The organism is Paracoccus sp. SCN 68-21 (genome assembly GCF_001724535.1).
In the GTDB taxonomy this organism is placed as follows: domain Bacteria; phylum Pseudomonadota; class Alphaproteobacteria; order Rhodobacterales; family Rhodobacteraceae; genus Paracoccus; species Paracoccus hibiscisoli.
In genome coordinates this window covers 1-24,865 of the sequence record NZ_MEES01000023.1, presented here as the reverse complement: position 1 = coordinate 24,865, position 24,865 = coordinate 1, and the positions used below count along the sequence as shown (strand labels likewise).

The 24,865-nt window shown below is 67.6% G+C and carries 25 protein-coding genes; 15 read left to right on the top strand and 10 right to left on the bottom strand.

Annotated features, from left to right (window positions below):
- Window positions 1-9: 9 nt before the first annotated feature.
- A complete protein-coding gene (hisI, locus tag ABS73_RS09170) occupies window positions 10-366 on the top strand; it encodes a phosphoribosyl-AMP cyclohydrolase (protein ID WP_277019816.1) in 357 nt (118 codons plus the stop codon).
- On the opposite strand, the gene gluQRS is transcribed toward hisI, so the two are convergent.
- From gluQRS to ABS73_RS09155, 3 genes are all read right to left on the bottom strand, one after another.
- Window positions 363-1,187 (bottom strand): tRNA glutamyl-Q(34) synthetase GluQRS, encoded by an 825-nt coding sequence (gene gluQRS / locus ABS73_RS09165; protein WP_277019814.1) that lies wholly within the window; start codon window positions 1,185-1,187, stop codon window positions 363-365. The genes hisI and gluQRS overlap by 4 nt on opposite strands.
- Complete coding sequence (trmFO, locus tag ABS73_RS09160) at window positions 1,169-2,506, bottom strand: methylenetetrahydrofolate--tRNA-(uracil(54)-C(5))-methyltransferase (FADH(2)-oxidizing) TrmFO (RefSeq protein WP_277019832.1); 1,338 nt, start codon at window positions 2,504-2,506, stop codon at window positions 1,169-1,171. The genes gluQRS and trmFO overlap by 19 nt, the downstream gene beginning before the upstream one ends.
- A 101-nt stretch (window positions 2,507-2,607) precedes the next feature.
- Complete coding sequence (locus ABS73_RS09155) at window positions 2,608-3,237, bottom strand: 50S ribosomal protein L25/general stress protein Ctc (protein WP_277019812.1); 630 nt, start codon at window positions 3,235-3,237, stop codon at window positions 2,608-2,610.
- Between the two features lie 218 nt (window positions 3,238-3,455).
- On the opposite strand from ABS73_RS09155, the gene ABS73_RS09150 reads away from it, so the two are divergent.
- Window positions 3,456-4,415 (top strand): acyltransferase family protein, encoded by a 960-nt coding sequence (locus ABS73_RS09150; RefSeq protein WP_277019810.1) that lies wholly within the window; start codon window positions 3,456-3,458, stop codon window positions 4,413-4,415.
- On the opposite strand, the gene ABS73_RS09145 is transcribed toward ABS73_RS09150, so the two are convergent.
- Window positions 4,412-5,581, bottom strand: coding sequence for an alpha-hydroxy acid oxidase (locus tag ABS73_RS09145; protein WP_277019808.1), 1,170 nt, complete (start codon window positions 5,579-5,581; stop codon window positions 4,412-4,414). The two genes, ABS73_RS09150 and ABS73_RS09145, sit on opposite strands and share 4 nt — an antisense overlap.
- 59 nt (window positions 5,582-5,640) lie before the next feature.
- Window positions 5,641-5,889, bottom strand: coding sequence for a hypothetical protein (locus tag ABS73_RS09140; RefSeq protein ID WP_277019807.1), 249 nt, complete (start codon window positions 5,887-5,889; stop codon window positions 5,641-5,643).
- Window positions 5,890-5,962: 73 nt separating this feature from the next.
- Between ABS73_RS09140 and ABS73_RS09135 the strand changes: the two genes are divergently transcribed.
- From ABS73_RS09135 to ABS73_RS09110, 6 genes are all read left to right on the top strand, one after another.
- Window positions 5,963-6,547, top strand: a complete 585-nt coding sequence (locus ABS73_RS09135) for a TetR/AcrR family transcriptional regulator (protein ID WP_277019805.1) — start codon at window positions 5,963-5,965, stop codon at window positions 6,545-6,547.
- A 40-nt stretch (window positions 6,548-6,587) separates the two neighbouring features.
- The gene (gene dnaG, locus ABS73_RS09130) at window positions 6,588-8,495 is read left to right on the top strand and encodes a DNA primase (protein WP_277019803.1); all 1,908 of its coding nucleotides are present in this window, start codon (window positions 6,588-6,590) and stop codon (window positions 8,493-8,495) included.
- A 150-nt stretch (window positions 8,496-8,645) separates the two neighbouring features.
- Complete coding sequence (gene rpoD / locus ABS73_RS09125) at window positions 8,646-10,619, top strand: RNA polymerase sigma factor RpoD (RefSeq protein WP_277019801.1); 1,974 nt, start codon at window positions 8,646-8,648, stop codon at window positions 10,617-10,619.
- Window positions 10,609-11,034 carry a BLUF domain-containing protein gene (locus ABS73_RS09120; protein ID WP_277019799.1) on the top strand — a complete coding sequence of 142 codons (426 nt, stop codon included), beginning with the start codon at window positions 10,609-10,611 and terminating at the stop codon, window positions 11,032-11,034. The genes rpoD and ABS73_RS09120 overlap by 11 nt, the downstream gene beginning before the upstream one ends.
- Before the next feature lie 58 nt (window positions 11,035-11,092).
- Window positions 11,093-12,454 (top strand): DNA recombination protein RmuC, encoded by a 1,362-nt coding sequence (locus ABS73_RS09115; protein WP_277019797.1) that lies wholly within the window; start codon window positions 11,093-11,095, stop codon window positions 12,452-12,454.
- Window positions 12,451-12,876 carry a secondary thiamine-phosphate synthase enzyme YjbQ gene (locus ABS73_RS09110; RefSeq protein ID WP_277019795.1) on the top strand — a complete coding sequence of 142 codons (426 nt, stop codon included), beginning with the start codon at window positions 12,451-12,453 and terminating at the stop codon, window positions 12,874-12,876. Before ABS73_RS09115 ends, ABS73_RS09110 begins: the two co-directional genes overlap by 4 nt.
- On the opposite strand, the gene ABS73_RS09105 is transcribed toward ABS73_RS09110, so the two are convergent.
- Window positions 12,867-13,538: an SDR family oxidoreductase gene (locus ABS73_RS09105; RefSeq protein ID WP_136857834.1), complete on the bottom strand. Its 672-nt coding sequence runs from the start codon at window positions 13,536-13,538 to the stop codon at window positions 12,867-12,869. The two genes, ABS73_RS09110 and ABS73_RS09105, sit on opposite strands and share 10 nt — an antisense overlap.
- Before the next feature lie 162 nt (window positions 13,539-13,700).
- Here ABS73_RS09105 and nrdR point away from each other — a divergent pair, with 162 nt between their 5' ends.
- Window positions 13,701-14,159 carry a transcriptional regulator NrdR gene (gene nrdR / locus ABS73_RS09100; protein WP_136857833.1) on the top strand — a complete coding sequence of 153 codons (459 nt, stop codon included), beginning with the start codon at window positions 13,701-13,703 and terminating at the stop codon, window positions 14,157-14,159.
- Window positions 14,156-15,166, top strand: a complete 1,011-nt coding sequence (ribD, locus tag ABS73_RS09095; RefSeq protein ID WP_277019791.1) for a bifunctional diaminohydroxyphosphoribosylaminopyrimidine deaminase/5-amino-6-(5-phosphoribosylamino)uracil reductase RibD — start codon at window positions 14,156-14,158, stop codon at window positions 15,164-15,166. Before nrdR ends, ribD begins: the two co-directional genes overlap by 4 nt.
- Here ribD and ABS73_RS09090 read toward each other — a convergent pair.
- The 3 genes from ABS73_RS09090 to ABS73_RS09080 all read right to left on the bottom strand — a co-directional run bounded on the left by ABS73_RS09090 (window position 15,163) and on the right by ABS73_RS09080 (window position 19,762).
- The gene (locus ABS73_RS09090) at window positions 15,163-17,160 is read right to left on the bottom strand and encodes a capsule polysaccharide biogenesis protein (protein WP_277019790.1); all 1,998 of its coding nucleotides are present in this window, start codon (window positions 17,158-17,160) and stop codon (window positions 15,163-15,165) included. The two genes, ribD and ABS73_RS09090, sit on opposite strands and share 4 nt — an antisense overlap.
- Window positions 17,161-17,167: 7 nt before the next feature.
- Complete coding sequence (locus ABS73_RS09085; RefSeq protein WP_277019788.1) at window positions 17,168-18,256, bottom strand: polysaccharide biosynthesis/export family protein; 1,089 nt, start codon at window positions 18,254-18,256, stop codon at window positions 17,168-17,170.
- Between the two features lie 156 nt (window positions 18,257-18,412).
- Window positions 18,413-19,762: a capsule polysaccharide biogenesis protein gene (locus ABS73_RS09080; protein WP_423805163.1), complete on the bottom strand. Its 1,350-nt coding sequence runs from the start codon at window positions 19,760-19,762 to the stop codon at window positions 18,413-18,415.
- A 185-nt stretch (window positions 19,763-19,947) separates the two neighbouring features.
- Here ABS73_RS09080 and ABS73_RS09075 point away from each other — a divergent pair, with 185 nt between their 5' ends.
- From ABS73_RS09075 to ABS73_RS09055, 5 genes are all read left to right on the top strand, one after another.
- Window positions 19,948-20,556 carry a riboflavin synthase gene (locus ABS73_RS09075; protein ID WP_277019787.1) on the top strand — a complete coding sequence of 203 codons (609 nt, stop codon included), beginning with the start codon at window positions 19,948-19,950 and terminating at the stop codon, window positions 20,554-20,556.
- 22 nt (window positions 20,557-20,578) lie between these two features.
- On the top strand, window positions 20,579-21,697 hold the full coding sequence (gene ribB, locus ABS73_RS09070; RefSeq protein WP_277019785.1) for a 3,4-dihydroxy-2-butanone-4-phosphate synthase: 1,119 nt from the start codon (window positions 20,579-20,581) through the stop codon (window positions 21,695-21,697).
- 3 nt (window positions 21,698-21,700) lie between these two features.
- Window positions 21,701-22,201, top strand: coding sequence for a 6,7-dimethyl-8-ribityllumazine synthase (locus tag ABS73_RS09065; protein ID WP_277019783.1), 501 nt, complete (start codon window positions 21,701-21,703; stop codon window positions 22,199-22,201).
- Complete coding sequence (nusB, locus tag ABS73_RS09060; protein WP_277019782.1) at window positions 22,198-22,680, top strand: transcription antitermination factor NusB; 483 nt, start codon at window positions 22,198-22,200, stop codon at window positions 22,678-22,680. Before ABS73_RS09065 ends, nusB begins: the two co-directional genes overlap by 4 nt.
- 489 nt (window positions 22,681-23,169) lie before the next feature.
- Entirely contained in the window at window positions 23,170-24,108 is a 939-nt protein-coding gene (locus ABS73_RS09055; protein ID WP_277019780.1) for a DUF481 domain-containing protein, read from the top strand.
- A 496-nt stretch (window positions 24,109-24,604) separates the two neighbouring features.
- Here the strand turns inward: ABS73_RS09055 and ABS73_RS09050 are convergent.
- The coding region (locus ABS73_RS09050; RefSeq protein ID WP_286693438.1) for a hypothetical protein at window positions 24,605-24,865 on the bottom strand (261 nt) is incomplete at its 5' end.

The following is a 24,865-nucleotide window of genomic DNA, read 5'->3' as shown; positions in this document are numbered from 1 at the left end:
GGAAACCCGATGTTCGATCCCACCAGCCTTAAATATGACGCGGCCGGGCTGATCCCCGCCATTGCGCAGGATGCCGCATCGGGCGAGGTGCTGATGATGGCCTGGATGAATGCCGATGCCGTCGCGCGGACGCTGTCGACCGGGCGCGTGACCTATTGGTCGCGGTCGCGGGCGTCGTTCTGGATCAAGGGCGAAAGCTCGGGCCACGTGCAGCAGCTGGTCGAGATGCGGGTCGATTGCGACCGCGACTGCCTGCTGGTGCTGGTCGATCAGACCGGGCCCGCCTGCCACACCAACCGACGCAGCTGCTTTTACACCGGCATTCGCGACGGGGCCGAGGTCGTTCTGACCGAACCTATGACCTAAAGCCCGACCAGGCGTCGGATATCGGCGGGGGTCGCGCCCTCGGTCCGGTACTGGCGGATGGCGCGGGCGTCGTCGCGCTTGGCCAGCCGCCGCCCCGCCGTGTCGCGGATCAGGCGGTGGTGCAGATAGGCGGGCCTGGGCAGGTCCAGCAGGCGCTGCAGCAGCACATGGATATGCGTGGACGAGAACAGGTCCTGCCCGCGCGTGACCAGCGTGATGCCCTGCGCCGCATCATCCACCACGACCGCCAGATGATAGGAGGTGCCCATGCCGCGCCGCGACAGGATCACGTCGCCGATGCCGTCCAGGAACTGCTGCCGGGTCAGGATGTGGTCGACGCCCTGATCGGCAAAGCCGATGCGGTCCAGCCCAAGCGCGTCGAAGGCGCGGGCGACGTCCAGCCGGATCACGTCGTCGGGTCCGGCATCGGCGTGGCTGCGATGGCGGCAGGTGCCGGGATAGATCACCCCGTCGGGCCCGGCGGGCAGGGCGCCCTCCTGCGGGGCGGACAGGGCGGCGCGGATGTCGCCCCGGCGGCAGCGGCAGGGATAGGTCAGCGGCGCCAGCCGCGTCAACGCGCGCCGATAGGCGGGCATCCGGTCCGACTGTCGCATCACCGGCTGCGGCCAGGTCAGCCCCAGCCAGGCAAGGTCCTCGAAGATCGCGGCCTCGTATTCCGGGCGGCAGCGGTCGCGGTCGATATCCTCGATCCGCAGGTGAAAATCGCCATGCGCCGCCGCCGTCAGCGCCGAGAACGCATGCCCCAGATGCAGCAGCCCCGTGGGCGACGGCGCGAACCGCGTTACTGGGCCGCCAGCCATGCGGTGTAGTCGTCTTTGGCCCGCTGCGTATAGGCCGGATAGCGGTCCTTGCGCCCGCGCCGCCCCGACCGGGTGTCGGGCAGCGGCGGGAACAGGCCGAAATTGACGTTCATCGGCTGGAACGTCTTGGCCTCGGCCCCGCCGGTGATGTGATGGATCAGCGCGCCGGTCGCGGTGGTGAAAGGCGGCGGCGCCAGATCGCGCCCCAGGGCCTGGGCCGCGGCCATGCGGCCCGCCAGCAGCCCCATCGCGGCGCTTTCGACATAGCCCTCGACCCCGGTGACCTGGCCCGCAAAGCGCAGGTTGGGCCGCAAGCGCAGGCGCATGCGGTCGTCCAGCAGCGTGGGCGAGTTCAGAAAGCTGTTGCGATGGATGCCGCCAAGCCGGGCAAAGCTGGCATTCTGCAGGCCCGGAATCATCCGGAACACCTGCGTCTGTGCGCCGTATTTCATCTTGGTCTGGAATCCGACGATATTGTACAGCGTGCCCAAGGCATTGTCGCGGCGCAGCTGGACCACGGCATAGGCCTTTTCCTCGGGCTTGTGGGCGTTGGTCAGGCCCACGGGCTTCATCGGGCCGTGGCGCAGGGTCTCGCGGCCACGCTCTGCCATGACCTCGATGGGCAGGCAGCCGTCGAAGTATCCCGCGGTTTCGCCCTCGTGGAACTCGGTCTTGTCGGCGGCCAGCAGGGCGTCGATGAAGGCCTCGTATTCGTCGCGGTTCATCGGGCAGTTGATATAGGCCTTCTGCTCGGCCAGCGTCTCGCCCTTGTCATAGCGGGACTGTTCCCACGCGACCGACATGTCGATCGTGTCGGCATGCACGATGGGCGCGATGGCGTCAAAGAACGCCAGCGCCTCGGTGCCCGTCACGCCACGGATCGCCCCCGCCAGCGCGTCCGAGGTCAAGGGCCCCGTGGCCACGATCCAGTTGCCGTGATCGGGCAGCTCGGTGATCTCTCCGGGAACGATGGTGATCAGCGGATCGGCCTGCAGCGCGGCGGTGACCGCGGCGGCAAACGCCTCGCGGTCCACGGCCAGCGCGCCGCCCGCGGGCAGGCGGTGGCGGCCCGCCATCTCCATGATCAGACCGCCCGCCGCGCGCATTTCCCAATGCAGCTGGCCCACCGCGTTCATCACGTCATCGTCTGACCGGAAGCTGTTGGAGCAGACCATCTCGGCGCAGTCGCCGGACTTGTGGGCGAATGTTTCGACCTGGGGGCGCATCTCGTGCAGCACGACCGGGACGCCCATGCGGGCGATCTGCCAGGCGGCCTCTGATCCGGCAAGGCCGGCGCCGATGATGTGGACGGGTTCCATGCGTGTCTCCATGAGGTCCGGGCTAGCAAGGCGGTGGCGAAATGGAAAGGGGCGGCGCCGATGGCACCGCCCCCAAGGTCATGCGACCGATCCGCGCGGGATCAGGCCTCGGCAGGCGCCTCGGCGGCATCGTCTTCGGCGGCGTCGTCTTCGGCGCGCAGCGCCGACGGGGCGGCCAGGTTCGCGATGACGAAGTCGCGGTCGATCGTCGCCTTGGCGCCCGAGGGCAGCTTGACGTCGCTGATGTGGATGGTGTCGCCGATTTCGCGGCCTTCCAGATCCACGGTGATGTGGTCGGGAATGTCACCCGCCGTCACCATCAGCTCGACCTCGGCGCGCACGGTGACAAGCGTTCCGCCCTTGCGCAGGCCGGGGCACTTGTCCTCGTTGATGAACTCGACCGGGATGAACAGGTTCACCTTGGACGTGCGGCGCAGGCGCATGAAGTCGATGTGGATCGGCAGATCCTTGACGACGTCGCGCTGGACGCCGCGGCAGATGACGCGGACATCGTCCTGGCCTTCGACCTGCAGGTTCCACAGCGTGGACTTGAAGCGGCCGGCGCGCAGCGCGGTCAGCAGCTTGTTGAAGTCGAACTGGATGGAGACCGGCTCCTTGCCGTCACCATAAACGATACCGGGCACCTTGCCATCGCGGCGAGCTTGGCGGGCGGCCCCCTTGCCTGACCCCGCGCGTGCCTCGGCCACCAGATTCGGAATCTCTTTGGCCATTGCTTTAATCCTTAAACAGTGTTGAGGACGCCACCCTCCAAGGGTGCGTGGCGCCAAGCGGTGCCCATAGCGCAACCCCGCCCGGATGTGAAGCGTCAATGGCACCCGGCGCGCGGGAAACTGCCGCAGGCCCGCAGAGGCGGTTTGACTTGGGCCGCCCAGCCACCCTATGCCCGCTCAGGGCTGCCCGCACGGGCGGGGGACAGGTCGGGGGCAGGGTGGACAAGGTGCAGTCGCGGCTGATGTCGGTGGATTACCTGCGGGTGGTCCTGGCGATCTTCGTGGTGGTCGCCCATTCCGGGCTGGGCCGCGAGACGCTGCGGGCCGCGGGCGATACGGGCCTGCTGGGCCTGGCCGCGGGCAACAGCATCCTGCGCGTCGCGGTGCCGGTCTTTGCGCTGATCGCGGGGTATTACCTGGCCTCGACCCTGCGCCGGGGGCGGCTGTCGGACTGGGTGGGGCATCTGCTGGTCCTCTATGCGGCCTGGTCGGCGGTCTATCTGCTGTTCCTGTGGTTCTATTACGCCAATCGGCCCATAGCCCTGACCGCGACGGAACTGACGCTTGGCTTCATGCATCTGTGGTTCCTGCAGGGGCTGGCGATCTCGGGCATCCTGCTGGCGGCCAGCGCGGCGATGGGGCGGGGCGCGGTGATCGCGTCGGCGGTCCTGCTGGGCGGGGCGGGGCTGGCGCTGCAATATCTGCGCATGACCGGGCAGGCCGACATCCCGGTCGAACATTACCGCAACGGCCCGCTGTATCTGTATCCCTATCTGGCGATGGGCTGGCTGATGGCGCTGCATCCGCCGCGCCTGCCCGTGGCGGTGCTGTGGGCAGCGGTCGCGGCGGGGCTGGCCCTGACCATGGCCGAGAACATCTGGTGGCTGCGCCGCATCGGAGAGGAGCCGCTGCTGGAGATCCCCGTCGGCCACTTGCTGCTGTGCCCGGCGTTGTTCGCGCTGGTCCTGCGGATGCCTGCGCCCTCGACGGACCTGCCCTTGGGGCGGGCGGCCGCGGGCATCTATGTGATGCATGTCATCGTGCTGCAGGGCCTGCCGCAACTGGGCGTGGCGCATCCGCTGCCCGGGGTGGTGTTGGGCGTGGCGGTGCCCTTTCTGCTGGTCTGGGGCGCCAGCCTGCTGGGCCGGCGCCACCGCTGGCTGTCGCGGATGTTCTAGGCGATCGCGTATTCGTCCAGAAACCCCTGCGGGATCAGCAGGTTCTGCGGCCCGATCCGGTCCAGATCGCGTTCGCCGCACAGCGCCATGCTGGTGTCCAGCTCTTTGCGGATGATCTCCAGCGCGCGGGTCACCCCGGCCTCGCCCATCGCGCCCAGCCCGTGCAGCCACGCGCGCCCGATCCACGTCCCATGCGCCCCCATCGCCAGCGCCTTGAGCACGTCCTGACCCGAGCGGATGCCGCCATCCATGTGCACCTCGACCCGATCGCCCACCGCCTTGACGATATGCGGCAGCATGCGGATCGAGGACAGCGCCCCGTCCAGCTGCCGCCCGCCATGGTTGCTGACCACGATGGCATCGGCCCCGAAATCGGCGGCGATGCGCGCATCCTCGGGGTCCAGGATGCCCTTGAGGATCAGCTTGCCGCCCCACATGTCGCGGATCGCCGCGATCTTGTCCCAGTCCAGGCGTTCGTCGAACTGCTCGGCCGTCCAACTCATCAGGCTGGAGGTGTCGCCGACGCCTTTGGCATGGCCTACGATATTGCCGAAGAACCGCCGTTTGGTGCGCAGCATCCCCATGCCCCACCGCCAACGCGTGGCCAGGTCCAGCATGGTGGGCAGGGTCATCTTGGGCGGCGCGGACAACCCGTTCTTCAGGTCCTTGTGCCGCTGGCCCAGGATCTGCAGGTCCAGGGTCAGGACCAGCGCGCTGCACCGCGCGGCCTTGGCCCGTTCGATGATCGCGGCCAGGAAATCTTGGTCCTTCATCACGTACAGCTGGAACATGAAGGGCGCGGTGGTGTGGGCGGCCACATCCTCGATCGAACAGATCGACATGGTGGACAGGCAGAAGGGCACGCCGAACTTCTCGGCCGCGCGGGCGGCGTGGATCTCTCCGTCGGCATGCTGCATGCCCGTCAGGCCGACCGGGGCCAGCGCCACCGGCATGCTGACCGGCAGGCCGACCATCTGCCGCGCCAGGCGGCGGTCGGACATATCCACGGCGACCTTCTGGCGCAGCTTGATCCGCGCGAAATCACTCGTGTTCTCGCGAAAGGTCTGTTCGGTATAGCTGCCCGATTCCGCGTAGTCATAGAACATGCGGGGCGTGCGGGCGCGATGCATCCGCTTGAGGTCGTCGATGCAGGTGATGACAGCCATGGGCCGGGCCTTTCGCAAACTGGTCAGAACTTCTTACCAGCGGCGCAGGCCTCTGGCAATCACCGCCCGGCGCGCTCGCGCAGCGCCGGGTCGACCACCGGGCCGCGCAGCGCATCGGCCCGCGCCCGCAGCGCATCGGCCCGCGCGCTGGACGCGGCCCGGAACGGGGCGGGGTCGGTGCGCGCGGCGGTGGCATGGGCGGGCAGGGCCGGTTCCGCCAGGATGCGGTCGGTGGGCAGCAGGGCGGGATAGCCCTGGCCCTCGGCACAGGCCGCCAGCGTCAGGACAAGGGATAGAGCGTGTTTCATCGGCGCAGGTTACGCGGGCCGCCAGGGCGCGGCAACGCCTTCCATCGCGCGGGACGGCGGGCTAGAAGACGCCATGGCCCGCACCACCGGTTCCCGCGCCGAGATCACCGGCCCCCTGATCCGCGACAAGGCCCGCCGCCTGTTCGCGCGACAAGGCTATGCCGCGGTCTCGATGCGCCAGATCGCGGCCGAGGTGGGGGTCCAGGCGGGTACGCTCTATGCCTATATCCCCGACAAGCAGGCCCTGCTGGCCGATCTTCTGGAAAGCCACATGCAGGATCTGCTGGCCGCCTGGTCCGACGATCCGCAGGCCGGACCGCTGGCCCGGCTGGAGCGGTTCGTGCGCTTTCACATCGCCTTCAGCCTGGACAGCCCCGATGCGGTGTTCCTGTCCTACATGGAGCTGCGCAACCTGACGCCCGAGAATTTCGCCCGCATTGCGGAGTTGCGCGGCCGCTACGAATCCGCGCTGGAATCGATCCTGCGCGACGGGGTCGAGGCCCGCGTCATGCGGATCGAGGACCCAAAACTGACCACGCTGGCCCTCATCGCCATGCTTACCGGGGTCACGAACTGGTATCGCGAGGGCGGCCGCCTGGACCGGGCCCGCATCGCGCAGATCTATTGGGGCCTGGCGCGGGGGGCGGTCGGCGCGTGACGCCTTGCCGCCCCGCGCGCCATGCCGGATAATCGCCCCCATGTCCCTGCCCCCCGGTTTCCTTGACGAGATTCGCAACCGCGTCCCGATCAGCCGGGTGATCGGCAAAAAGGTCGTATGGGATCTGCGCAAGTCGAACCAGGCGCGGGGCGACTGGTGGGCGCCATGCCCGTTTCATCAGGAAAAATCCGCCAGCTTTCACTGCGACGACCAGAAGGGATATTACTACTGCTTTGGTTGTCAGGCCAAGGGCGACGCCATCGGGTTTCTGCGCGACCATGATGGGATGGAGTTCATCGAGGCGGTCAAGCTGCTGGCGGCCGAGGCCGGGCTGACCATGCCCGAACCCGACCCCCGCGCCCGCGAAAAGACCGACAAGCGGACCAGGCTGCTGGAGGTGACCGAGGCCGCCTGCCGCTGGTTCCGCCTGCAGCTGCAGACCGGCGCCGCGGCGGATGCCCGCGACTATCTGGACCGCCGCGGCCTGGACGCCCCTGCGCTGGAGCGGTTCGAGATCGGCTTCGCCCCCGACCACCGCACCGCCCTGACCGCCGCCCTGCGCGACAAGGGCTTTCCCGAAGAGCAGATCGTCGAGGCTGGCATGTCCGCCCGCCCCGATGGCAGCGGCGCGGCCTATGACCGGTTCCGGGGGCGGATCATCTTTCCGATCCGCGACGGGCAGGGGCGCTGCATCGGTTTCGGCGGGCGGGCGATGGACCCGAATGCGCGGGCGAAATACCTCAACAGCCCCGAGACGCCGCTGTTTGACAAGGGGCGTAACCTCTACAACCTTGGGCCGGCCCGCAGCGCGGTCGCCAAGGGCCAGCGCCTGGTCGTGGCCGAAGGCTATATGGACGTGATCGCCCTGGCCCGCGCCGGGTTCGAGGGCGCCGTCGCCCCCCTGGGCACCGCCATCACCGAGGAACAGCTGCGCCTGATGTGGCGCGTCTCGCCCGAGCCGGTGATCGCGCTGGACGGCGATGCGGCGGGCCAACGTGCGGCGCAGCGGCTGATCGACCTGGCGCTGCCGCTGATCGGGCCGGGACAGGCGCTGCGCTTCGTGATCCTGCCTTCGGGGCAGGACCCGGACGACCTGATCAAGGCCTCGGGGCCGGGCGCGATGGGCGCGCTTCTGGATCAGGCGCGACCGATGCTGGACCTGCTCTGGGCGCGCGAGATCCAGGGCCAGGTCTTCGACAGCCCGGAACGCAAGGCCGCCCTGGATCGCCGCCTGGCCGAGGCCGTGGCGCGCATTACCGACGAACGCACCCGCGCGCTCTATGCCGAGGAGATCCGCCGCAAGCAGTGGGACCTGTTCGGCGGCGGCCGCAAGACGACGCCGCGGGGGGGCGCGGCCGGGCGCGGCCAGGCCCGGCGCCAAGGGGCCTCGATGGCCCCGCGGGCGCCGATTCCTCCGATCTCGCTGAACGTGCCGGACCAGGGCGAGGGCCTGCTGGAGGGGGCCGCGTTGCTGATCTGCGCGCTGCGCCCCTCGGTCACGGCGCAGCTGGAGGGCCGGCTGGAGCGCCTGATGCCGCGCGACCCGGACCGGGCGGCGCTTCTGCATGACCTGCTGACGCGCACCGACAGCCCGGCCGGGCGGCGCGGCCTTGAAACGCTGCGACGCAACGCCCATCTGGGCCTGACGCCCGCCATCATCGAACGGAAGGATGACGACAGTGCCGCGGTGATGCTGCTGGACCTCCTGGACAAGCTGGAGGTGGCGCGCGCCACGAGCCACGAACTGCCCCGCGCCGAATCCGAGATCCAGGGCGAGGCCGATGAGGGCCTGACCTGGCGGATCAGCCAGATCACCCGCGCCCGCCACCGCGCCGAGCACCCCGAGATGGAGAGTTCGGGCGACATGAACGAGGATCGCGACGCCCTGTCGGCGCAGCTGTCGGATTGGCTGTCAGGCCAGATCTGGCGCAAGCCGCCGCGCAGATGACCTCCGAATCGCATCCCTCGGGGGTTGCGAATCATCAGCGCGCACGGCCTTTGATTCGGTTGGGAAGCGCGTTAGAAAAGACCCAATTTCGCGTCGATTCGCCCGCACAGCCGAATCGCCGCCCACGATCTCGCCGAGAAGGAGCCCTGGATGGCCGCCAAGGACGATGACCACGACAAGACCGACAAGGACGACAATGCCCATACGCTGGACATGAGCCAGGCGGCGGTCAAGAAGATGATCGCCGAGGCACGCGAGCGTGGCTACATCACCTACGACCAGCTGAACGCGGTCCTGCCGCCCGAACAGGTCAGCAGCGAGCAGATCGAGGACGTGATGTCGATGCTGTCCGAAATGGGCATCAACGTCATCGAGGACGACGAGGCGGCCGAGGAGTCCGAAGGCGGTGCCATCGTCACCACCGGTACCGGGTCGCGTGATCTGGCCGTATCGACCACCGAAACCGAAAAGCTGGACCGCACCGATGACCCGGTGCGTATGTACCTGCGCGAGATGGGCAGCGTCGAGCTGCTGTCGCGCGAGGGCGAGATCGCCATCGCCAAGCGGATCGAGGCCGGCCGCAACACGATGATCGCGGGGCTGTGCGAAAGCCCGCTGACCTTCAAGGCCATCACGCTGTGGCGTGAGGAACTGCTGGACGAAGAGATCCTGCTGCGCGACGTGATCGACCTGGAGACGACATTCGGCCAGGCCATGGACGGCGAGGAGGCCGAGGAGGTCGAGCTGACTGTCGAGGGCGAGGCCGGCACCACGGCCCCCAAGCGCGAAGAATTCGACGCCGACGGCAACCCGCTGCGCGTCGAGGAGGATGACGAGGAGGACGAGGGCGCGAACCTGTCCCTGGCCGCCATGGAGGCCAGCCTCAAGCCCAAGGTCCTGGAGACGCTGGAGGCCATCGCCCATCACTACGAGGGGCTGGCCGACATGCAGGATCAGCGCATGTCCGCGACCCTGAACGAGGATAACAGCTTTTCGGCCAGCGCCGAGACCGATTATCAGACCCTGCGGTCGGAGATCGTGGTTCTGGTGAACTCGCTGCACCTGAACAGCGGCCGCATCGAGGCGCTGGTCGACCAGCTTTACGGCATCAACCGCCGCATCGTCACAATCGACAGCGGCATGGTCAAGCTGGCCGACGCCGCCCGCATCAACCGCCGTGAATTCATCGACGCCTATCGCGGCTCTGAGCTGGACCCGACCTGGGTCGACCGCATGTCGGCGCAGGCCGGGCGCGGCTGGCAGGCGCTGTTCGACCGCTCGCGCGATGCGGTCGAAAAGCTGCGCGGCGACATGGCCGAGGTCGGCCAGTATGTGGGCGTCGACATCGAGGAATTCCGCCGGATCGTCTCTCAGGTCCAGCGCGGCGAGAAAGAGGCCCGTCAGGCCAAGAAGGAGATGGTCGAGGCCAACCTGCGCCTGGTCATCTCGATTGCAAAAAAATACACGAACCGTGGCCTGCAATTCCTTGATCTTATTCAGGAAGGCAATATCGGCCTGATGAAGGCCGTGGACAAGTTCGAATACCGCCGCGGCTACAAGTTCTCGACCTATGCGACCTGGTGGATCAGGCAGGCGATCACTCGGTCGATCGCCGATCAGGCCCGCACGATCCGCATCCCGGTCCACATGATCGAGACGATCAACAAGCTGGTCCGCACCGGCCGCCAGATGTTGCACGAGATCGGACGCGAACCGACCCCTGAGGAACTGGCCGAGAAACTCCAGATGCCGCTGGAGAAGGTCCGCAAGGTGATGAAGATCGCCAAGGAGCCGATCAGCCTCGAGACCCCGATCGGGGACGAGGAGGACAGTCAGCTTGGCGATTTCATCGAGGACAAGAACGCCGTCCTGCCGCTGGACAGCGCCATCCAGGAGAACCTCAAGGAAACCACGACCCGTGTCCTGGCCAGCCTGACGCCCCGTGAGGAGCGCGTGCTGCGCATGCGCTTTGGCATCGGCATGAACACCGACCACACCTTGGAGGAGGTTGGCCAGCAGTTCAGCGTGACCCGCGAACGCATCCGCCAGATCGAGGCCAAGGCCCTGCGCAAGCTGAAGCATCCGTCGCGCAGCAGAAAGCTGCGATCGTTCCTTGACCAGTGATCTGGCTGATATCGAGGGCCTGGCCTATTACCTCTACCGGAGCGCGGCGCGCCCCGGTCTGAACGGCGAGGACCTGCAACTGATCCTGTCCAGCGCCCGGCGGCGCAACCAGTCCCTGGGGCTGACGGGCTGTCTGCACCATGAAGACGGGCTGTTTTTTCAATGGCTTGAGGGGCCTGCGGATGGCTTGCGCGAGGTCGTGGCACTGCTGGAGGCCGATGAGCGGCATCAGGATCTGCTGGTGCTGGATCAGGGCGCGTTGCAGCACCGGAGGTTTCAGGACTGGCGGATGCGGTTCTCGGACCGCGACCGGGCGTCGCTGATGGACTGGTTCGCGGGGTCGGACAGCTCGACCGTGCATCGTGGCGATTATGTCGGCGGCGTCGTGGCGTTCATGATGTCGGTGACCGTCTAGCTTGCCTTTCCGGTACGAAGGGTGAACACTGCCCCGAAACGATTGGGGGAACAGGGCGATGGCGGTTGAGGATGCACTGACATGGCTGCCCGCACTGGGCGCGCTGGTGCTGCTGGTCTTGTGGCTGCGTGCCCGGCATCAGGGCCAGCTGGCCTTGGCGCGTTTGCAGGAATTGACGGTCCATGAGGCGCAGGCATCGGCCCTGGCGGATGCCCGCGAGACGCGCCTGTCCGACCTGACCGAAGAGCGTGACGCCCTGACCGACGCCCTGCACGCGGCGCGGCGCGAGTCCGCCCAGCTGGAGACGCGGCTGGCCGAGGCCCGCCTGCGCGCCGAGAAGGATGCCGAGGCCAGCGCCCGCGAGATCGCCACGCTGCGCGAGCTGCGCACCGAAATGACCCATCATTTCAAGATATTGTCGGCTGAAACCTTGAGGGCGCAGCAGGACGACCTGCAGCGGTTGCAGAACGATCAGCTGTCGGCGCTGCTGACGCCGTTCCGCGATCAGGTCGGCCGGTTCCAGACCGAGTTGCAGGCCCGCAACAAGGTGCTGGACGAGGAATCTGCCCGCCTGCGCGAACAGATCCTGTCGCTGCACAACCGCAGCGAACAGATCGGCCGTGAGGCTGTGAACCTGACCCGCGCGCTTAAGGGCGACAAGCAGCAGCAGGGTGCCTGGGGCGAGATGGTGCTGGAGCGCATCCTGGAGGATTCGGGCCTGATGGCGGGATCGCATTACGACATGCAGTCCAGCTGGCGCGATGAAGACGGCAAGCTGTGGCGCCCGGACGTGATGGTCAAGATGCCGCGCGGCAAGGTCATGGTGATCGACAGCAAGGTGTCGCTGAACGATTACGAGGCCTCGGTGACGCTGGACGATCCGGTCGCGGCGGCGGCGGCGTTGCGCCGTCACGTGGCCGCAGTCCGTGCGCACATCACCACGCTGTCTGGCAAGGGCTATCAGCGGATGGACGACAATTCAGTGGATTACGTACTGATGTTCATCCCGATCGAGGGGGCGTTCTCGGACGCGCTGCGGGCCGATCCGGGGCTGGCGGCCTTTGCGATGGAGCGGCGGGTGGGCCTGACCACGCCCACCACGCTGATGCTGACCCTGCGCACGGTCGATCACATCTGGGCCGTCGAACGCCGTGAGAGCAACGCGCTGGAGATCGCGCGCCGGGCCGGACAGCTGTATGACAAGGTCGCGGGGTTCGTCGAGGCGATGGACGGCGTGGGTCGCGCGCTTGATCAGGCGAACCGCGCCCATGGGCAGGCCATGGACCGCCTGACGCGCGGCTCCGGCAACGTGATCCGCCAGGTCGAGATGCTGCGGACGCTTGGCGCGCGGGCCAGCAAGCAGATCGAGCTGGATCACGACCGTGACGATGCGCTGCTGGGACCGGAGGCCGCCGAATGATGCACATCCTGACCGTCGCGACCCATGGCCCCGCCTGCCATGAAATCACCCGCGATCTGGCCACCTGGCTGGCGGACACAGGCGCGGGGCAGGGGGTTCTGACGCTGATGATCCGCCACACTTCAGCCTCGCTGCTGATCCTGGAGAATGCCGACCCCGAGGTGCCGACCGACCTGCTGGCGTGGCTGGAGCGTCTGGCGCCGCCTGCCGATCACCCCTCGATGGGCTGGATCACGCATCGCTATGAGGGGCCGGACGACATGCCCGCGCATCTCAAGGCGGCCGTGCTGCCCACTACGCTGCAGATTCCTGTGGACCGGGGGCGGATGATGCTGGGCCGCTGGCAGGGGGTCTATCTGGTCGAACATCGCCACGCCCCGCATGAACGCCAGGTCGTGGCGATGTTCGCGCCTCAGGCCTGAGGCATCAGATAGACCTCGCGGATCGCGGCGCGTTCCGGCGCGGTGATCATGTGCAGCACGGCGGCGGCGACGTCCTGCGGCTGCAGCTTGTCCGGGGCGCCATCGTCGAAAAAGGCGGTGTCGACCATGCCGGGCGCCACGACGCCGCAGCGTCCGCCCCATTCGCGCATCTCCTCGGCCAGGTTTCCGGCATAGCCATGCACGAACCACTTGGTCGCGCCATAGATCGACCCCGGAATATGCCGACGCCCGGCCGCAGATCCGGTCAGGACCAGCGTGCCGCGCGTCTTGCGCAGATGCGGCAGCAGGGCGCGGGCCGTCAGCACCACGCCGGTGACGTTCAGATCGATCATGCCGCGGATGTCATCCAGATCCCCGGCCTCGGTGCCCGGCTTGGACAGGCCGCGACCGGCATTGGCGAAAGCCGCGTCGATGCCCCCGAACCGTTCGGCGCAGCGGTCTGCTGCTGCCGTCAGCGCGTCCATGTCGGTGGCGTCGCCCGTCACGACCAGCGCCCGGTCGCCCAGATCGGCAGCCAGCGCCTGCAGGCGGTCGGCGGAGCGCGCGAACAGCGCGACGTTCCAGCCCGCATCGACAGCGGCGCGGGCGGTCGCCTCTCCGATGCCGGAGGAGGCGCCGGTGATGAACAGGGTTTGGGTCATGGGAGCCTCAATCGGTTGAATCCTGCGGATAATCTGCGGGGCAACGCGGCTTTCGGGCCACAGGTTCCGATGGGCCTATCTTGTGGGTTGTGGATAACGCTACCCAATCCCTGCCAAGCTGCCTATAGTCCCGGTGGATCGCCCCAGCATAGGGACAACGGAATGCGCTGCCCGTTTTGCGGAAATGTCGATACCCAGGTCAAGGACTCGCGTCCGGCCGAGGATAACGTGGCGATCCGCCGCCGCCGCTTCTGCCCGTCCTGCAGCGGTCGGTTCACCACCTATGAACGCGTGCAGCTGCGCGACCTTGTGGTGGTCAAGACCAATGGCAAGCGCGAGGATTTCGACCGCGACAAGATGGCCCGGTCGATCCGCATCGCCATGCAGAAGCGCCCCGTCGAGCCCGAGCGCATCGAACAGATGATCAGCGGCATCGTCCGCCGCCTGGAAAGCACCGGAGAGACCGACATCCCCTCCAAGGCGATCGGAGAGATCGTGATGGAGGCGCTGTCGCGCATCGACAATGTCGGCTATGTGCGTTTCGCCAGCGTTTACAAGAACTTTCAGGACGCGGACGATTTCGACAAGTTCGTCTCCGAACTGCGCCCCCCTGCCGGTTGACCCCTGATCCCACAGAAGACGCGCGGCACATGGGTCATGCCCTGCGCCTGGCGCGGCGCGGTCTAGGCAATGTCTGGCCGAACCCCGCGGTGGGCTGCGTGCTGGTGCGCGACGGCCGTACTGTCGGGCGTGGCTGGACCCAGCCCGGCGGGCGCCCGCATGCCGAACGCATGGCGCTGGACGCGGCGGGGTCGCTGGCCGCCGGGGCGACCGCCTATGTCACGCTGGAGCCCTGTGCCCATCACGGCCGTACGCCGCCCTGCGCGGCGGGGCTTGTGGGCGCGGGCGTGGCGCGGGTGGTGACGGCGCTGACCGATCCGGACCCGCGCGTGGCCGGGCGGGGGCACCGCATGCTGCGCGACGCGGGCATCCCGCTGACCGAGGGCGTGCTGGCCGATCAGGCCGCCGAATTGCAGGCGGGGTTCCTGCTGCGCATCACCCAGGGCCGCCCCTTTGTCACGCTGAAGTTGGCCAGCAGCCTGGATGGGCGCATCGCCATGGCCAGCGGGGAAAGCCGCTGGATCACCGGGCCCGAGGCCCGCGCCCATGTCCATGCCCTGCGCGCGCAGCACGATGCGATCATGGTGGGCGGGGCGACGGCGCGGACCGATCTGCCGCAGCTGAACGTGCGCGGCATCGCCACGCCCCAGCAGCCGGTGCGCATCGTCGTGTCGGCGCAGGCGCTGCCGCCGCTGGCGCCGCAGGATGACGATCACGGTCCGCTGTGGCGGGTCGAGGGCAGCCCGGCGCAGATCCTGTCGGATCTGGGCGGGCGCGGCATCACGCGGGTCTTTTGCGAGGGGGGCGGCCGGCTGGCGGCCAGCCTGCTGGGCGCGGGGCTGGTCGATCAGCTGGTCGGCTATACCTCCGGGCTGGCGCTTGGGGCCGAGGCGCGGCCCTTTCTGGGCGCCACCGGCTGGACGCGGCTGGCGCAGGCGCCGCGCTTTGCCCTGGCCGAGACGCGGCAGATCGGGCCGGACCTGTTCCACCGCTGGCGCCGCGCCTAGCGCCGCCAGATCCAGGCGTGACCGGCCAGCGCCCCTTGGGCCTTGGCCAGCAGGCGCAGGGCGGGGGGCTGGTGGGTCCGGCCCTCGGCCAGTCGCTCCAACGCCAGTTCGACCGGGCAGGGCAGTCCGGTGACCGGGTCGCGATAGCGCGGATAGGCGATCAGGCAGGCATGGACCAGCGCCGCCAGATCGGGCCGCGCCTGTCGCCGCGCCGGGATCGGCCCCAGATCGCGGGTCAGCCCCCAGCCCGCATAGAAGGGCGCGCCCAGAACGGTGACCGGTTTGCCCCGCAGCAGCGCCTCGAACCCCAGGGTCGAGGTGATGGTCCAGACCGCGTCCACCGCCTCGATCAGGGTCACCGGATCGGCGTCGCGGGCGATGTGGTCGGCTAGGGTCGCCAAGGCGTCGGTGTCGATCGCGCCGGGGCGCAGCCCGGCCTCCACATCCGGGTGGGGCTTGTAGATCAGGCAGGCGTCGGGGTTCTCAGTCCGCACCCGCTGCAGCAGGGCCAGGTTTGTCCGCTCCGCCCCGGCACCCTTCAGGATCGAGGCGTCGTTCTCGACCTGCCCGGGCACCAGGATGCGGGGCCGTCCGTCGCGCGGCGGCAGGTCGGATGCGCCGCCCAGATTGTATTTCGTCAGCCGCGCCGCGATCAGCGCCGCGATCAGCCGCTGCGCCCGGTCGCGTCCGCAGGGCGGAGGCCCCAGAGAGATCAGCGATTCCAGCCGCGATGGTGCGGTCGGGTCGAAATAGATGCCCAGATCGTCGGCCACGACCGACAAGGGCGGGGTCAGCGCCGCCCCCAGCCCGCGCGACCGCAGGAAGCCGTCCTCGACCCGCGTGGCCTGCGGCACGTCCGCCGCCGACCCGGCCCAGGCCAGCGTCACATCGGGGGAGGGGTCGGCGGCAAAGCGCAAGGGCTGCGCATCGCCGAATTCCCGCGCCAGAAAGCGGCGTTTCCACAGGCGCATGCCATAGGCCAGATGGCCGTGGCGGTCCTGCCGATAGGTCCGCGTCTCGGCTTCGATCTGGTCCAGCGCGCCCTCGAAATCGGTTAGGCGGTCGCGGCAGGGGTCGTACCAGACAGGGCCGTCCAGATGGCTGGCCGCGAACAGCGCCTCGCGGGTGGCGGGGCTGCGGCGGGGGACCGGCGCCTCGTCGTCGCTGAGCCCCCAGCCTGCATAGAAGGGCTGTCCGAACAGGCGTGGCCTGTGCCCGGCCAGCAGCGCCTCATAGCCCAGCTGAGAACTGACCGCATAGACCGCATCCGCCCCCTGGACCAACCGCCAGGGAGAGACCGGACCGTCGCAGAGCTGATCGCCCGGGCGCAGATCAGCCGCGTCCAGATGGCCGGGACGAAGGCCCGCGGCGGTTTCGGGATGGCTGCGGATCACGATGCGGCTGCCCGGGTGTTCGTCGCGCGCGGCCTCCAGCATGGTCAGGAACCGCGCCCGGTCCGCCCCGCGCAGCGAGGCGTCGCCCCGCGTCTGGTCGATCACCAGGACATAGCCCGGCACCGGCAGCGGGGCCGCCGGATCGTGCATGTTATATTTCGACAGATCGGCGGTGCGCAGCCGGGCCAGCGCACGCACGGCGCGATCCTGCTGGGCGCGGGGCAGCGGCTGGCTGATCAGCCGCTCCAGCCGCGAGGGGGCGGTGGGGTCGAAGTGCAGCCCGTCGGGGTCGATCAGCAGCCCGATGGGTCCGCGCGCCGCAAGCCGTCCCGGCGCGCGTCCCGGCAGGACCGAACGCAGGAATGCATCCTCGACGGTGATGATCGGGCAGCCGCGGCGCGCGGCGATGGCGCGGCCCCGCCAGGCGGTCGGGCTGTTGCCCCAGATGCCGACCGCGTCGCCGTGGCGGGGCAGGGACAGGACCGGACGGTGTCCGGCCAGCGTCAGGATGCGGCGGATGCGCGGTCCGAACAGGAACCCCAGGTTGAAAATGCAAAGCCGCCGGGATGTCCCGGCGGCTGCGATGTCATCGGGCCTCATCGGCAGGTCAGTTGCCGATATTGGACAGGCTGTCGGCGGTCGCGGCGCTGCCGGTCACGGCCGACAGGGTCTTTTGCCACTGAACATAGGGCGCCTCGGTCACATAGACGGTGTCGCCGTCGCGAATGACAAAGTCGCGCGCCAGGAACAGCCCGTTCGGGCGCGTCAGATCCAGCACGTAGGCAAAGCGCTGCGAACCGCGGACCGGCTTGCCGAGAACGCGACCGGCCACTGATTCCGGCTCGTCGCGCAGCACGAAGACGCCGGTGGGGTCGGCAAGCTGGCTGCTAAGGCCGCCGACCATGGCGATGGCCTCGGCCGCGTTGATCACCTCGTTGCCCAGGGGCACGCGGGTCTGGCCGCCAAGCGCGCCAAGCGCGGTGAAGGTGCGCTGATCTTCCTCGACCACGATCAGGTCGCCGGGGCGGAGCGCGATGTCATTCGTGGGGCTGCCATACAGATCGGTCAGCCAGACGCGACCGCTGTCATTGCCGCGCTTGACGGTGACCACGGCGACCTCGGGTTCGATGGCGACGCCGCCGGCGCGGGCCAGCATGGCCGACAGGGTGCGCGTGGGACGTTCGATCGGATAGACGCCCTGGGCGCCGACGCGACCCACCACCGACACGGTCGCACCGTTACCGGCGACGCGCTGGACGGTGACCTGCGGGTCCGGGGTCTGGGCGGCCAGTTCGCGGGTGATGATCTGGCGCAGCTGGTCGGGCGTGTTGCCCGCCGCCCGCACGCGACCGGCATAGGGCACGAAGATGAAGCCGTCGCTGTCCACCTGGATCTCGGTCAGGGTGGTCGAGCTGGCGCCGAGCGAGGTCAGCAGGCCATCATCGACGTTCTCCCAGATCGACAGGCCAAGCGTGTCGCCGGCCCGGATCTCGTCCGCGCCGACCTGGCCCGCACTGCGGAAGCTGTTCGAGAACCCATAGGCGGGGGCAAAGGCGGATGCCCGCGTCACGTGGTCGTTGACATAGATGACCTGGGTATTGCCGCCGCGTTCCACGGCACCCTGAAAGATCTCGTTCTTGGTAGGGCCGGAACGGGGCAGCGCGCAGGCGGCCAGCAGGCTCAATGATGCAATCATCAGCACCCTGAGGGGGGCTGCCGATCGGAAAAACACTGTCACCTCGGATACTCCTGTTATGTGGTTCCGGCATTGCGCGCCGGTTTTGTGGCAGCTTAACCCCGTCGCACGGGACAGGCCATAAAATCTTGTGCAATCCTGCGGCTGCGTGGCCTTTCAGCCATGCCGGTCGGACAGCTGCTGGCGGGGCAGGATGCGGCCCGATGCCAGCGCTTCGTAGGGATCGTCGGGCGACAGCAGCATGTCGGCCACCAGCCGCAGGGCATGCGCGCGCGACCGGCTGGCGTAAAAGCCGCCGGGGATCTGGCTGGTCTGCAGCAGATAGTCGCGAAAGGTCCGATAGGCCTGCGGGTCGGGCGCGTCGGGCACAGCCAGGAAATCGTCCAGCGTCTGCTCCGACACCAGGCCGGGCTTTTCATAGACCGCGCGGCCAAGCGTCTTGACCGGGATGCCGCGCCACAGTGCCTGCTGCGCACCGGTTGAGTTCACCGTGACCACCGCGCGGGCATGGGACAGGATCTCGGCCAGCTTGCCGCCGCGGATATAGTGGACGCGGTCCGCGACGCCGTGTTCGGCCGCGGCCTCGCGGATGGCGGTGCGGTTGCCGGCGCGGCCGTCCTCCAGCGGGTGGGCCTTGAAGATCAGGTGGTGATGGCGCGGGGCGGAACGTGCGAACCCCTCGACCACGGTGCGGATGAACTGGGCGTTCCGGGTGAAGGGCGAATGGCCCAGAAAGTTCGAATCATGCTCTAGCTGCATCAGGGCCAGATTATAGGGCCAGCCCGACAGTCGCAGCCTGCGCCATTGCAGCGCGCGCCCCAGGTTGTAGATCGGCGCCAGCACCAGGCGGCGCAGGTTCAGCCGGAATTCCTGCGCGACGCTGATCGCACGATGCCCGGCATAGGCGCGATAGCGGCGGTTCGCGACCAGGATCAGGAAATGATAGAAGGCGCCATAGAACTTGTGCTGGCGCATGTCGCCCCAATGGGCGGGGGGTCGGCGGACCTCGCTGATCTGCTCGCGCAAGGCGGCACGCATCTGGGCCAGCGGAATGCGCATCAGGACCGAATTGCCGTTCGACCCCTGGCGTTCATAGCTGATCCAGTAGGGGCGCAGATATCCCTCTTCGAAGACATGGACACGCAGGCCGCGTTCGGCGGCCAGCGCGCGGGCGGTGGCGTGGATGGGGCGCACGTCGCCGTAAAGCACGATGTCGGTCACGCCCTTGCCGTCCAGGATCGTGGCCAGATGCGCGGGCCAGTCGGACACGCCGCCCTCGTGGCGCAGAAAGCTGCCCGGCTCGGACCAGAAGAACTCGTCCCCCGCGTTGAAGCCGCAGCGCCAGACCGTCGCCCCCGCCGCACGCAGCAGCCGTGCCAGCCGGTCGAAGAACGGACCATGCGGGCCCTGCAGCATCAGGAAGACGCGCCGGTCGGATGCCGGATCGCCCCGCTCCGCCGGGGCGGAGGGCGAGGCCAGGGGAGAAGAGGTGGCGGTGTGATACATGTGCAACATGAAAAAGGGTGGCCGGGACCGTGCAGCCATGTGACCCGGACATGCCATGTCTTGCCCCCCTGATCCAGATTTTTGTGCATCAGCGTTAAGCCGGTGCCGCCGCGTGCCGGGGCTTGGCGCTTGAACGGGCAGGGCCGATGCCCTAGGTCGGACGGCAGGCACAAAAGGGGCTTGCGATGTTCACCGGCATCATCACGGATATTGGCGTCGTCCGCGCGGTCGAGATGCGCGGCGACATGCGCGCGCGCATCGGCTGCGCCTATGACATGGCGGGCGTCGATCTGGGCGCCTCGATCGCCTGCGACGGGGTCTGCCTGACGGTTGTTGCCAAGGGGCCGGACTGGTTCGATGTGGATATCTCGGCCGAGACGCTGTCCAAGACCAGCATCGGTGCCGAGGGCTGGTCCGTGGGCCAGCGTCTGAACCTGGAACGCGCGCTGCGCGTGGGCGACGAGCTGGGCGGCCATATCGTCAGCGGCCATGTCGATGGCGTGGCCCGCATCACCGAGGCCGCGCGCGAGGGCGACAGCCTACGCCTGACCTTCGAGGCGCCGGCCGATCTGGCGCGCTTCATCGCGCAAAAGGGGTCGGTCACGCTGAACGGCACCTCGCTGACGGTGAACGAGGTCGCGGGCAACAGCTTTGGCATCAACTTGATCCCGCATACCCAACAGGTGACCACCTGGGGCGATGCGGCGGTGGGCGATGCCGTGAACCTGGAAATCGACACTCTGGCCCGCTATGTCGCGCGGCTGGCAGAGGCCGGACAACCGACGGGCGCGTGACGCCCCCTTCAAGGACGACCCCATGCAATTCGAAGAACCCGGCCCCGTCGAACGTGACCTGTCCGCCGCGATCTCTCCGATCGAGGAGATCATCAACGAGGCCCGCAACGGCCGGATGTTCATCCTGGTCGACCATGAGGACCGCGAGAACGAGGGCGATCTGTGCATTCCCGCGCAGATGGCCACGCCCGACGCGATCAACTTCATGGCGACGCATGGGCGCGGGCTGATCTGTCTGACCCTGACCGCGGACCGGATCGAGACCCTGGGCCTGACCCTGATGAGCCCCAAGAACTCCAGCCGCCACGAGACCGCCTTCACCATGTCGATCGAGGCCCGCGAGGGCGTCACCACAGGCATCAGCGCCCATGACCGCGCGCGCACCATCAGCGTGGCGATCGACCCGACCAAGGGCGCGCCCGACATCGCGACGCCGGGCCACATCTTTCCGCTGCGCGCCCGCGACGGCGGCGTGCTGGTCCGCGCGGGCCATACCGAAGCCGCGGTCGACATCTCCCGCCTTGCGGGTCTGAACGCGTCGGGCGTTATCTGCGAAATCATGAACGATGACGGCAGCATGGCGCGCCTGCCCGACCTGGTCGATTTCGCGCAGCGCCACGGGCTGAAGATCGGCACGATCAGCGACCTGATCCGCTATCGCCGCCGCCATGATAACCTGATCGCGGAACGTGCGCAGCGCCCGGTGCAGTCGCTGCATGGCGGCGACTGGATGATGCGGGTCTTTGCCGACGAGACGCAGGGCACCGAGCATATCGTGCTGACCAAGGGCGATCTGACCACCGACGCGCCGGTTCTGGTGCGGATGCACGCGCTGGACCCGCTGCATGACGTCCTGGGCGTGGGCCGCGAGGGGGCGGGCAGCCTGCCTGCCGCCATGCAGGCCATCGCCGAGGAGGGGCGCGGCGTCGTCGTGCTGATCCGCGATCTGTCGCACGCCATCGCCGAGGCCGACGAGGTCGGGCCGCACACGCTGCGCCAATACGGGCTGGGGGCGCAGATCCTGTCGGCCCTGGGGCTGTCCGACCTGATTCTGCTGACCAATTCCGCGCCCGTGAAGGTGGTGGGTCTTGACGCCTACGGGCTTTCGATCCATTCCACCCGGCCTATTCCCAAGGACTGAGAGATGGCCTCGAACACGCAACATCACGAATTGGCGCTGCCGCGTCTGGACGGACCGGTGCGCCTGCTGGCGGTCGTGGCTCCGTACTACAAGGATATCACCGACGGTCTGCTGCAAGGCGTGCGCGCCACCGCCGATGCGGCGGGCGCCAGCCTGGAGGTGGTCGAGGTGCCCGGCGCGCTGGAGATTCCGACCGCGGTGGGTCTGGCCCACCGCAGCGGCCAGTATGACGGCTTTGTCGCCCTCGGCTGCGTGATCCGGGGAGAGACGACCCATTACGACACGGTCTGCAATGACAGCTCGCGTGCGCTGACCCTTCTGGGGCTGCAGGGCGTCTGCCTGGGCAACGGCATCCTGACCGTCGAGACGCTGGCGCAGGCTCAGGTCCGGGCCGATCCGGCAGGACAGAACAAGGGTGGCGGTGCGGCCGCCGCGGCGTTGCATCTGGTGGCGCTGGCGCGTCGCTGGCCGCGCATGGAACAGACACAGGGGCAGGGCGCATGACCGATCACGACGAGGCCAAGCGCCCCGACCGCCGCACATTGAGTGCCGCCGCGCGCATGTATGCCGTGCAGGCCCTGTTCCAGATGGAGGCCGCCGGCCAATCCGCCGACCGCGTCACGCGTGAGTTCCAGAACTTCCGCATCGACGCCGATGACCGCGACGGCCCCACCGCCGAGGCGGACGAGGCGCTGTTCACGCGCATCGTCGATGATGTGGTCATGTGGCAGTCCAGGATCGACCAGGCGACCGACCGGGGGCTGGTGGCGAAATGGCCCATCGACCGTATCGATCCGGTTCTGCGCGCGGTGTTCCGGGCCGCCGGGGCGGAGCTGGTCGCCGAGCGTGCGCCCGCCAAGGTCGTCATCAGCGAGTATGTCCGCCTGACCCAGGCCTTCTTTCCGGACGGTCGCGAGGCGCGGTTCGTCAATGCCGTGCTGGATCACATGGCCCGTGACTTCAGGCCCGACTCACTGGACTGATCCCGACCCGATCCATGCTGGAACGCAAGGCCCCGACCCACCGGTCGGGGCCTTGTTGCGGGCCGTATGCCGGCTGGCCCGGCAAAGGCTGTGTCGTGCAGACGTGATGACCGTGGCATCTGTGCAACATTTCAACCGACGCGGCTGCCACAAATATTTGCCCAATATTTGGGCTGTCACGCGCTTGTTTCACTGGACCATTCTGTATGCCAGCGGCACGATCGCAGTACAAAGCGGGAAAAACCCCTGTGCTGGCGTCGGTTGCGGCATGCGCGGAATGGTTGCATCAACAAACATTACAGTGCCAGTTCGGCGGGGTTTCGCCGGAATCCGTCAAGGAGGGTGATCCTCACGTTTTCGCGACCATTTGAAGAAATGTCACGCTCTTTGAACCGGGAGGGGGTGTCGCTAATTGATAACCCAGCAGAGATGCTCCGGTGCCCAGGACGGGCCCGGGACAACCCTACTCAGCTCGTGAGGACGATTGAAATGAAAAAAGTTACGCTGCTGACCAGCACTGCCGCGATCCTGGCCGCCCTGTCGGTTCCTGCTTTCGCGCAGTCCGAAATCTCGACCGGCGCCGATGCTACCGGCATCTCGCGGATCGATGACCGCATCACCGACATTGAAGATGCGGTGACCGACAGCTTTGACCGCGACAACGATGCCGACCGCTTCGGTCCGGCCGACCGCCGTCAGGGCCTGTTCGGCACCATGTCGCTGAGCTATACCGGCCGCACCGGCAACACCGAGAACCAGGATCTGGCAATCGGCGGCCGCGTGAACTTCAACCAGGGCCAGTTCGCTCAGAGCGTCGGCCTGTCGATTGAGTTCGGCGAGGACGACAACGGCAACAAGGACCAGGAAGAAATCAACGCGATCTATGACGCGCAGTATTACTTCGACGACCAGTTCTATGCCTTCGCACTGGGTCGCCTGACGCAGAACGGTCTGGTTGACGGCGTGCGCAATAATGACGCGCAGTCGGACGAGGACTTTGCCGCAGAATTCGACAACCTGCGCACGGATGCCTTCCTGGGCTTCGGTCCTGGTTACCGCATCCTGAACACCCAGGACACCACCTGGCGCGTGCAGGCCGGTGTCGGCGTCCGCTACACCAAGACCGGTGCCCAGGAACTGGGCGCCAACTTTGACGGCACCCCGGTCGGCAGCTCGTCGGACACTGATGTGGGCTACATCGCGTCGTCGCGCCTGTACCACCGCTTCAACGAGAACGTGTTCATCACCAACGACACGGACTACCTGGGTTCGGGCGACTCGCCGGACGTCATCACCAACGAGTTCGGTGTGAACTTCCGCGTCTCCGAGCAGCTGGCGACCCGTGTGAGCTACACGACCGCCTACCAGGAAGAGCGTGAGATCCGCACGAACAACACCCTCGGTGTGGCCGTGGTCTACGGCTTCTGATCCTCTGACGGATCGAATTGGGAAAGGGCGGCCCTCGGGCCGCCCTTTTTGCTGTGCACGGTGGTTCGGCCCGCAACGGGTCAGGGGGGGCACAGCCGTGGCTGAGCAGTGGCACCAGCGAAGGGGGATGGGGTGGCGGGAACCGCAGCAACCGCGACGGCAACAGATTTCCCGAAAGCCTGATATATCAGGTGGGCACCGGGTAACGTGACCAGGGTCACGACAGAGCCAGCGCCCTCGGAAAACTTATAGGCCAGTGGAAATTTGGCCGTTCGCGAGAGGAGCAGAAGCCCGCCACCGACAAATCTAGGATGCGCGGGTTTGCGATTCAAGCAGCAAGCGAAAAGTCTTCGGTTGGGGCCTTCGTTTGGCCTGAGCGAGTCGCGGTCGTCGCGTCGCGATTCGGCTGCAACCAAATGGAAAAGCCAAGAATCCATGGCTAGAATCGTTCAATATCAGGCGGTTGATCGAAAAGTTAACTTGGCGCTTCATTTTCTTATTGCGTCCCTTTCTCTCTCGGCCTAAACACCGCTTCACCGAAGGCGGGAACGCTGGAGGGGCCGGGAAGGCGGTGCTGAGATGCGCGGTTGGACCGGGAGACATTCTGGGGATTTGGTGACGGTTGTGGCGTCGAGTTGACGTCGTGATCGTGATTTTTGTTCTCTTGCTTTTTGACATTGATGGATATCTGAAGAGATATGCGGGCGGTTCGGTCGTCATACGATCGAGAGACTTGCATATCGGCCTGGTAGCGAAA

Bases quoted from the DNA above. Each gene is read 5' to 3' on its own strand.
- hisI (WP_277019816.1), top strand. From the start codon at position 10: ATGTTCGATCCCACCAGCCTTAAATATGACGCGGCCGGGCTGATCCCC.
- gluQRS (WP_277019814.1), bottom strand. From the start codon at position 1,187: ATGGCTGGCGGCCCAGTAACGCGGTTCGCGCCGTCGCCCACGGGGCTG.
- trmFO (WP_277019832.1), bottom strand. From the start codon at position 2,506: ATGGAACCCGTCCACATCATCGGCGCCGGCCTTGCCGGATCAGAGGCC.
- ABS73_RS09155 (WP_277019812.1), bottom strand. From the start codon at position 3,237: ATGGCCAAAGAGATTCCGAATCTGGTGGCCGAGGCACGCGCGGGGTCA.
- ABS73_RS09145 (WP_277019808.1), bottom strand. From the start codon at position 5,581: ATGGCTGTCATCACCTGCATCGACGACCTCAAGCGGATGCATCGCGCC.
- ABS73_RS09140 (WP_277019807.1), bottom strand. From the start codon at position 5,889: ATGAAACACGCTCTATCCCTTGTCCTGACGCTGGCGGCCTGTGCCGAG.
- ABS73_RS09135 (WP_277019805.1), top strand. From the start codon at position 5,963: ATGGCCCGCACCACCGGTTCCCGCGCCGAGATCACCGGCCCCCTGATC.
- dnaG (WP_277019803.1), top strand. From the start codon at position 6,588: ATGTCCCTGCCCCCCGGTTTCCTTGACGAGATTCGCAACCGCGTCCCG.
- rpoD (WP_277019801.1), top strand. From the start codon at position 8,646: ATGGCCGCCAAGGACGATGACCACGACAAGACCGACAAGGACGACAAT.
- ABS73_RS09115 (WP_277019797.1), top strand. From the start codon at position 11,093: ATGGCGGTTGAGGATGCACTGACATGGCTGCCCGCACTGGGCGCGCTG.
- ABS73_RS09110 (WP_277019795.1), top strand. From the start codon at position 12,451: ATGATGCACATCCTGACCGTCGCGACCCATGGCCCCGCCTGCCATGAA.
- ABS73_RS09105 (WP_136857834.1), bottom strand. From the start codon at position 13,538: ATGACCCAAACCCTGTTCATCACCGGCGCCTCCTCCGGCATCGGAGAG.
- nrdR (WP_136857833.1), top strand. From the start codon at position 13,701: ATGCGCTGCCCGTTTTGCGGAAATGTCGATACCCAGGTCAAGGACTCG.
- ABS73_RS09090 (WP_277019790.1), bottom strand. From the start codon at position 17,160: ATGAGGCCCGATGACATCGCAGCCGCCGGGACATCCCGGCGGCTTTGC.
- ABS73_RS09085 (WP_277019788.1), bottom strand. From the start codon at position 18,256: ATGATTGCATCATTGAGCCTGCTGGCCGCCTGCGCGCTGCCCCGTTCC.
- ABS73_RS09080 (WP_423805163.1), bottom strand. From the start codon at position 19,762: ATGTATCACACCGCCACCTCTTCTCCCCTGGCCTCGCCCTCCGCCCCG.
- ABS73_RS09075 (WP_277019787.1), top strand. From the start codon at position 19,948: ATGTTCACCGGCATCATCACGGATATTGGCGTCGTCCGCGCGGTCGAG.
- ribB (WP_277019785.1), top strand. From the start codon at position 20,579: ATGCAATTCGAAGAACCCGGCCCCGTCGAACGTGACCTGTCCGCCGCG.
- ABS73_RS09065 (WP_277019783.1), top strand. From the start codon at position 21,701: ATGGCCTCGAACACGCAACATCACGAATTGGCGCTGCCGCGTCTGGAC.
- nusB (WP_277019782.1), top strand. From the start codon at position 22,198: ATGACCGATCACGACGAGGCCAAGCGCCCCGACCGCCGCACATTGAGT.
- ABS73_RS09055 (WP_277019780.1), top strand. From the start codon at position 23,170: ATGAAAAAAGTTACGCTGCTGACCAGCACTGCCGCGATCCTGGCCGCC.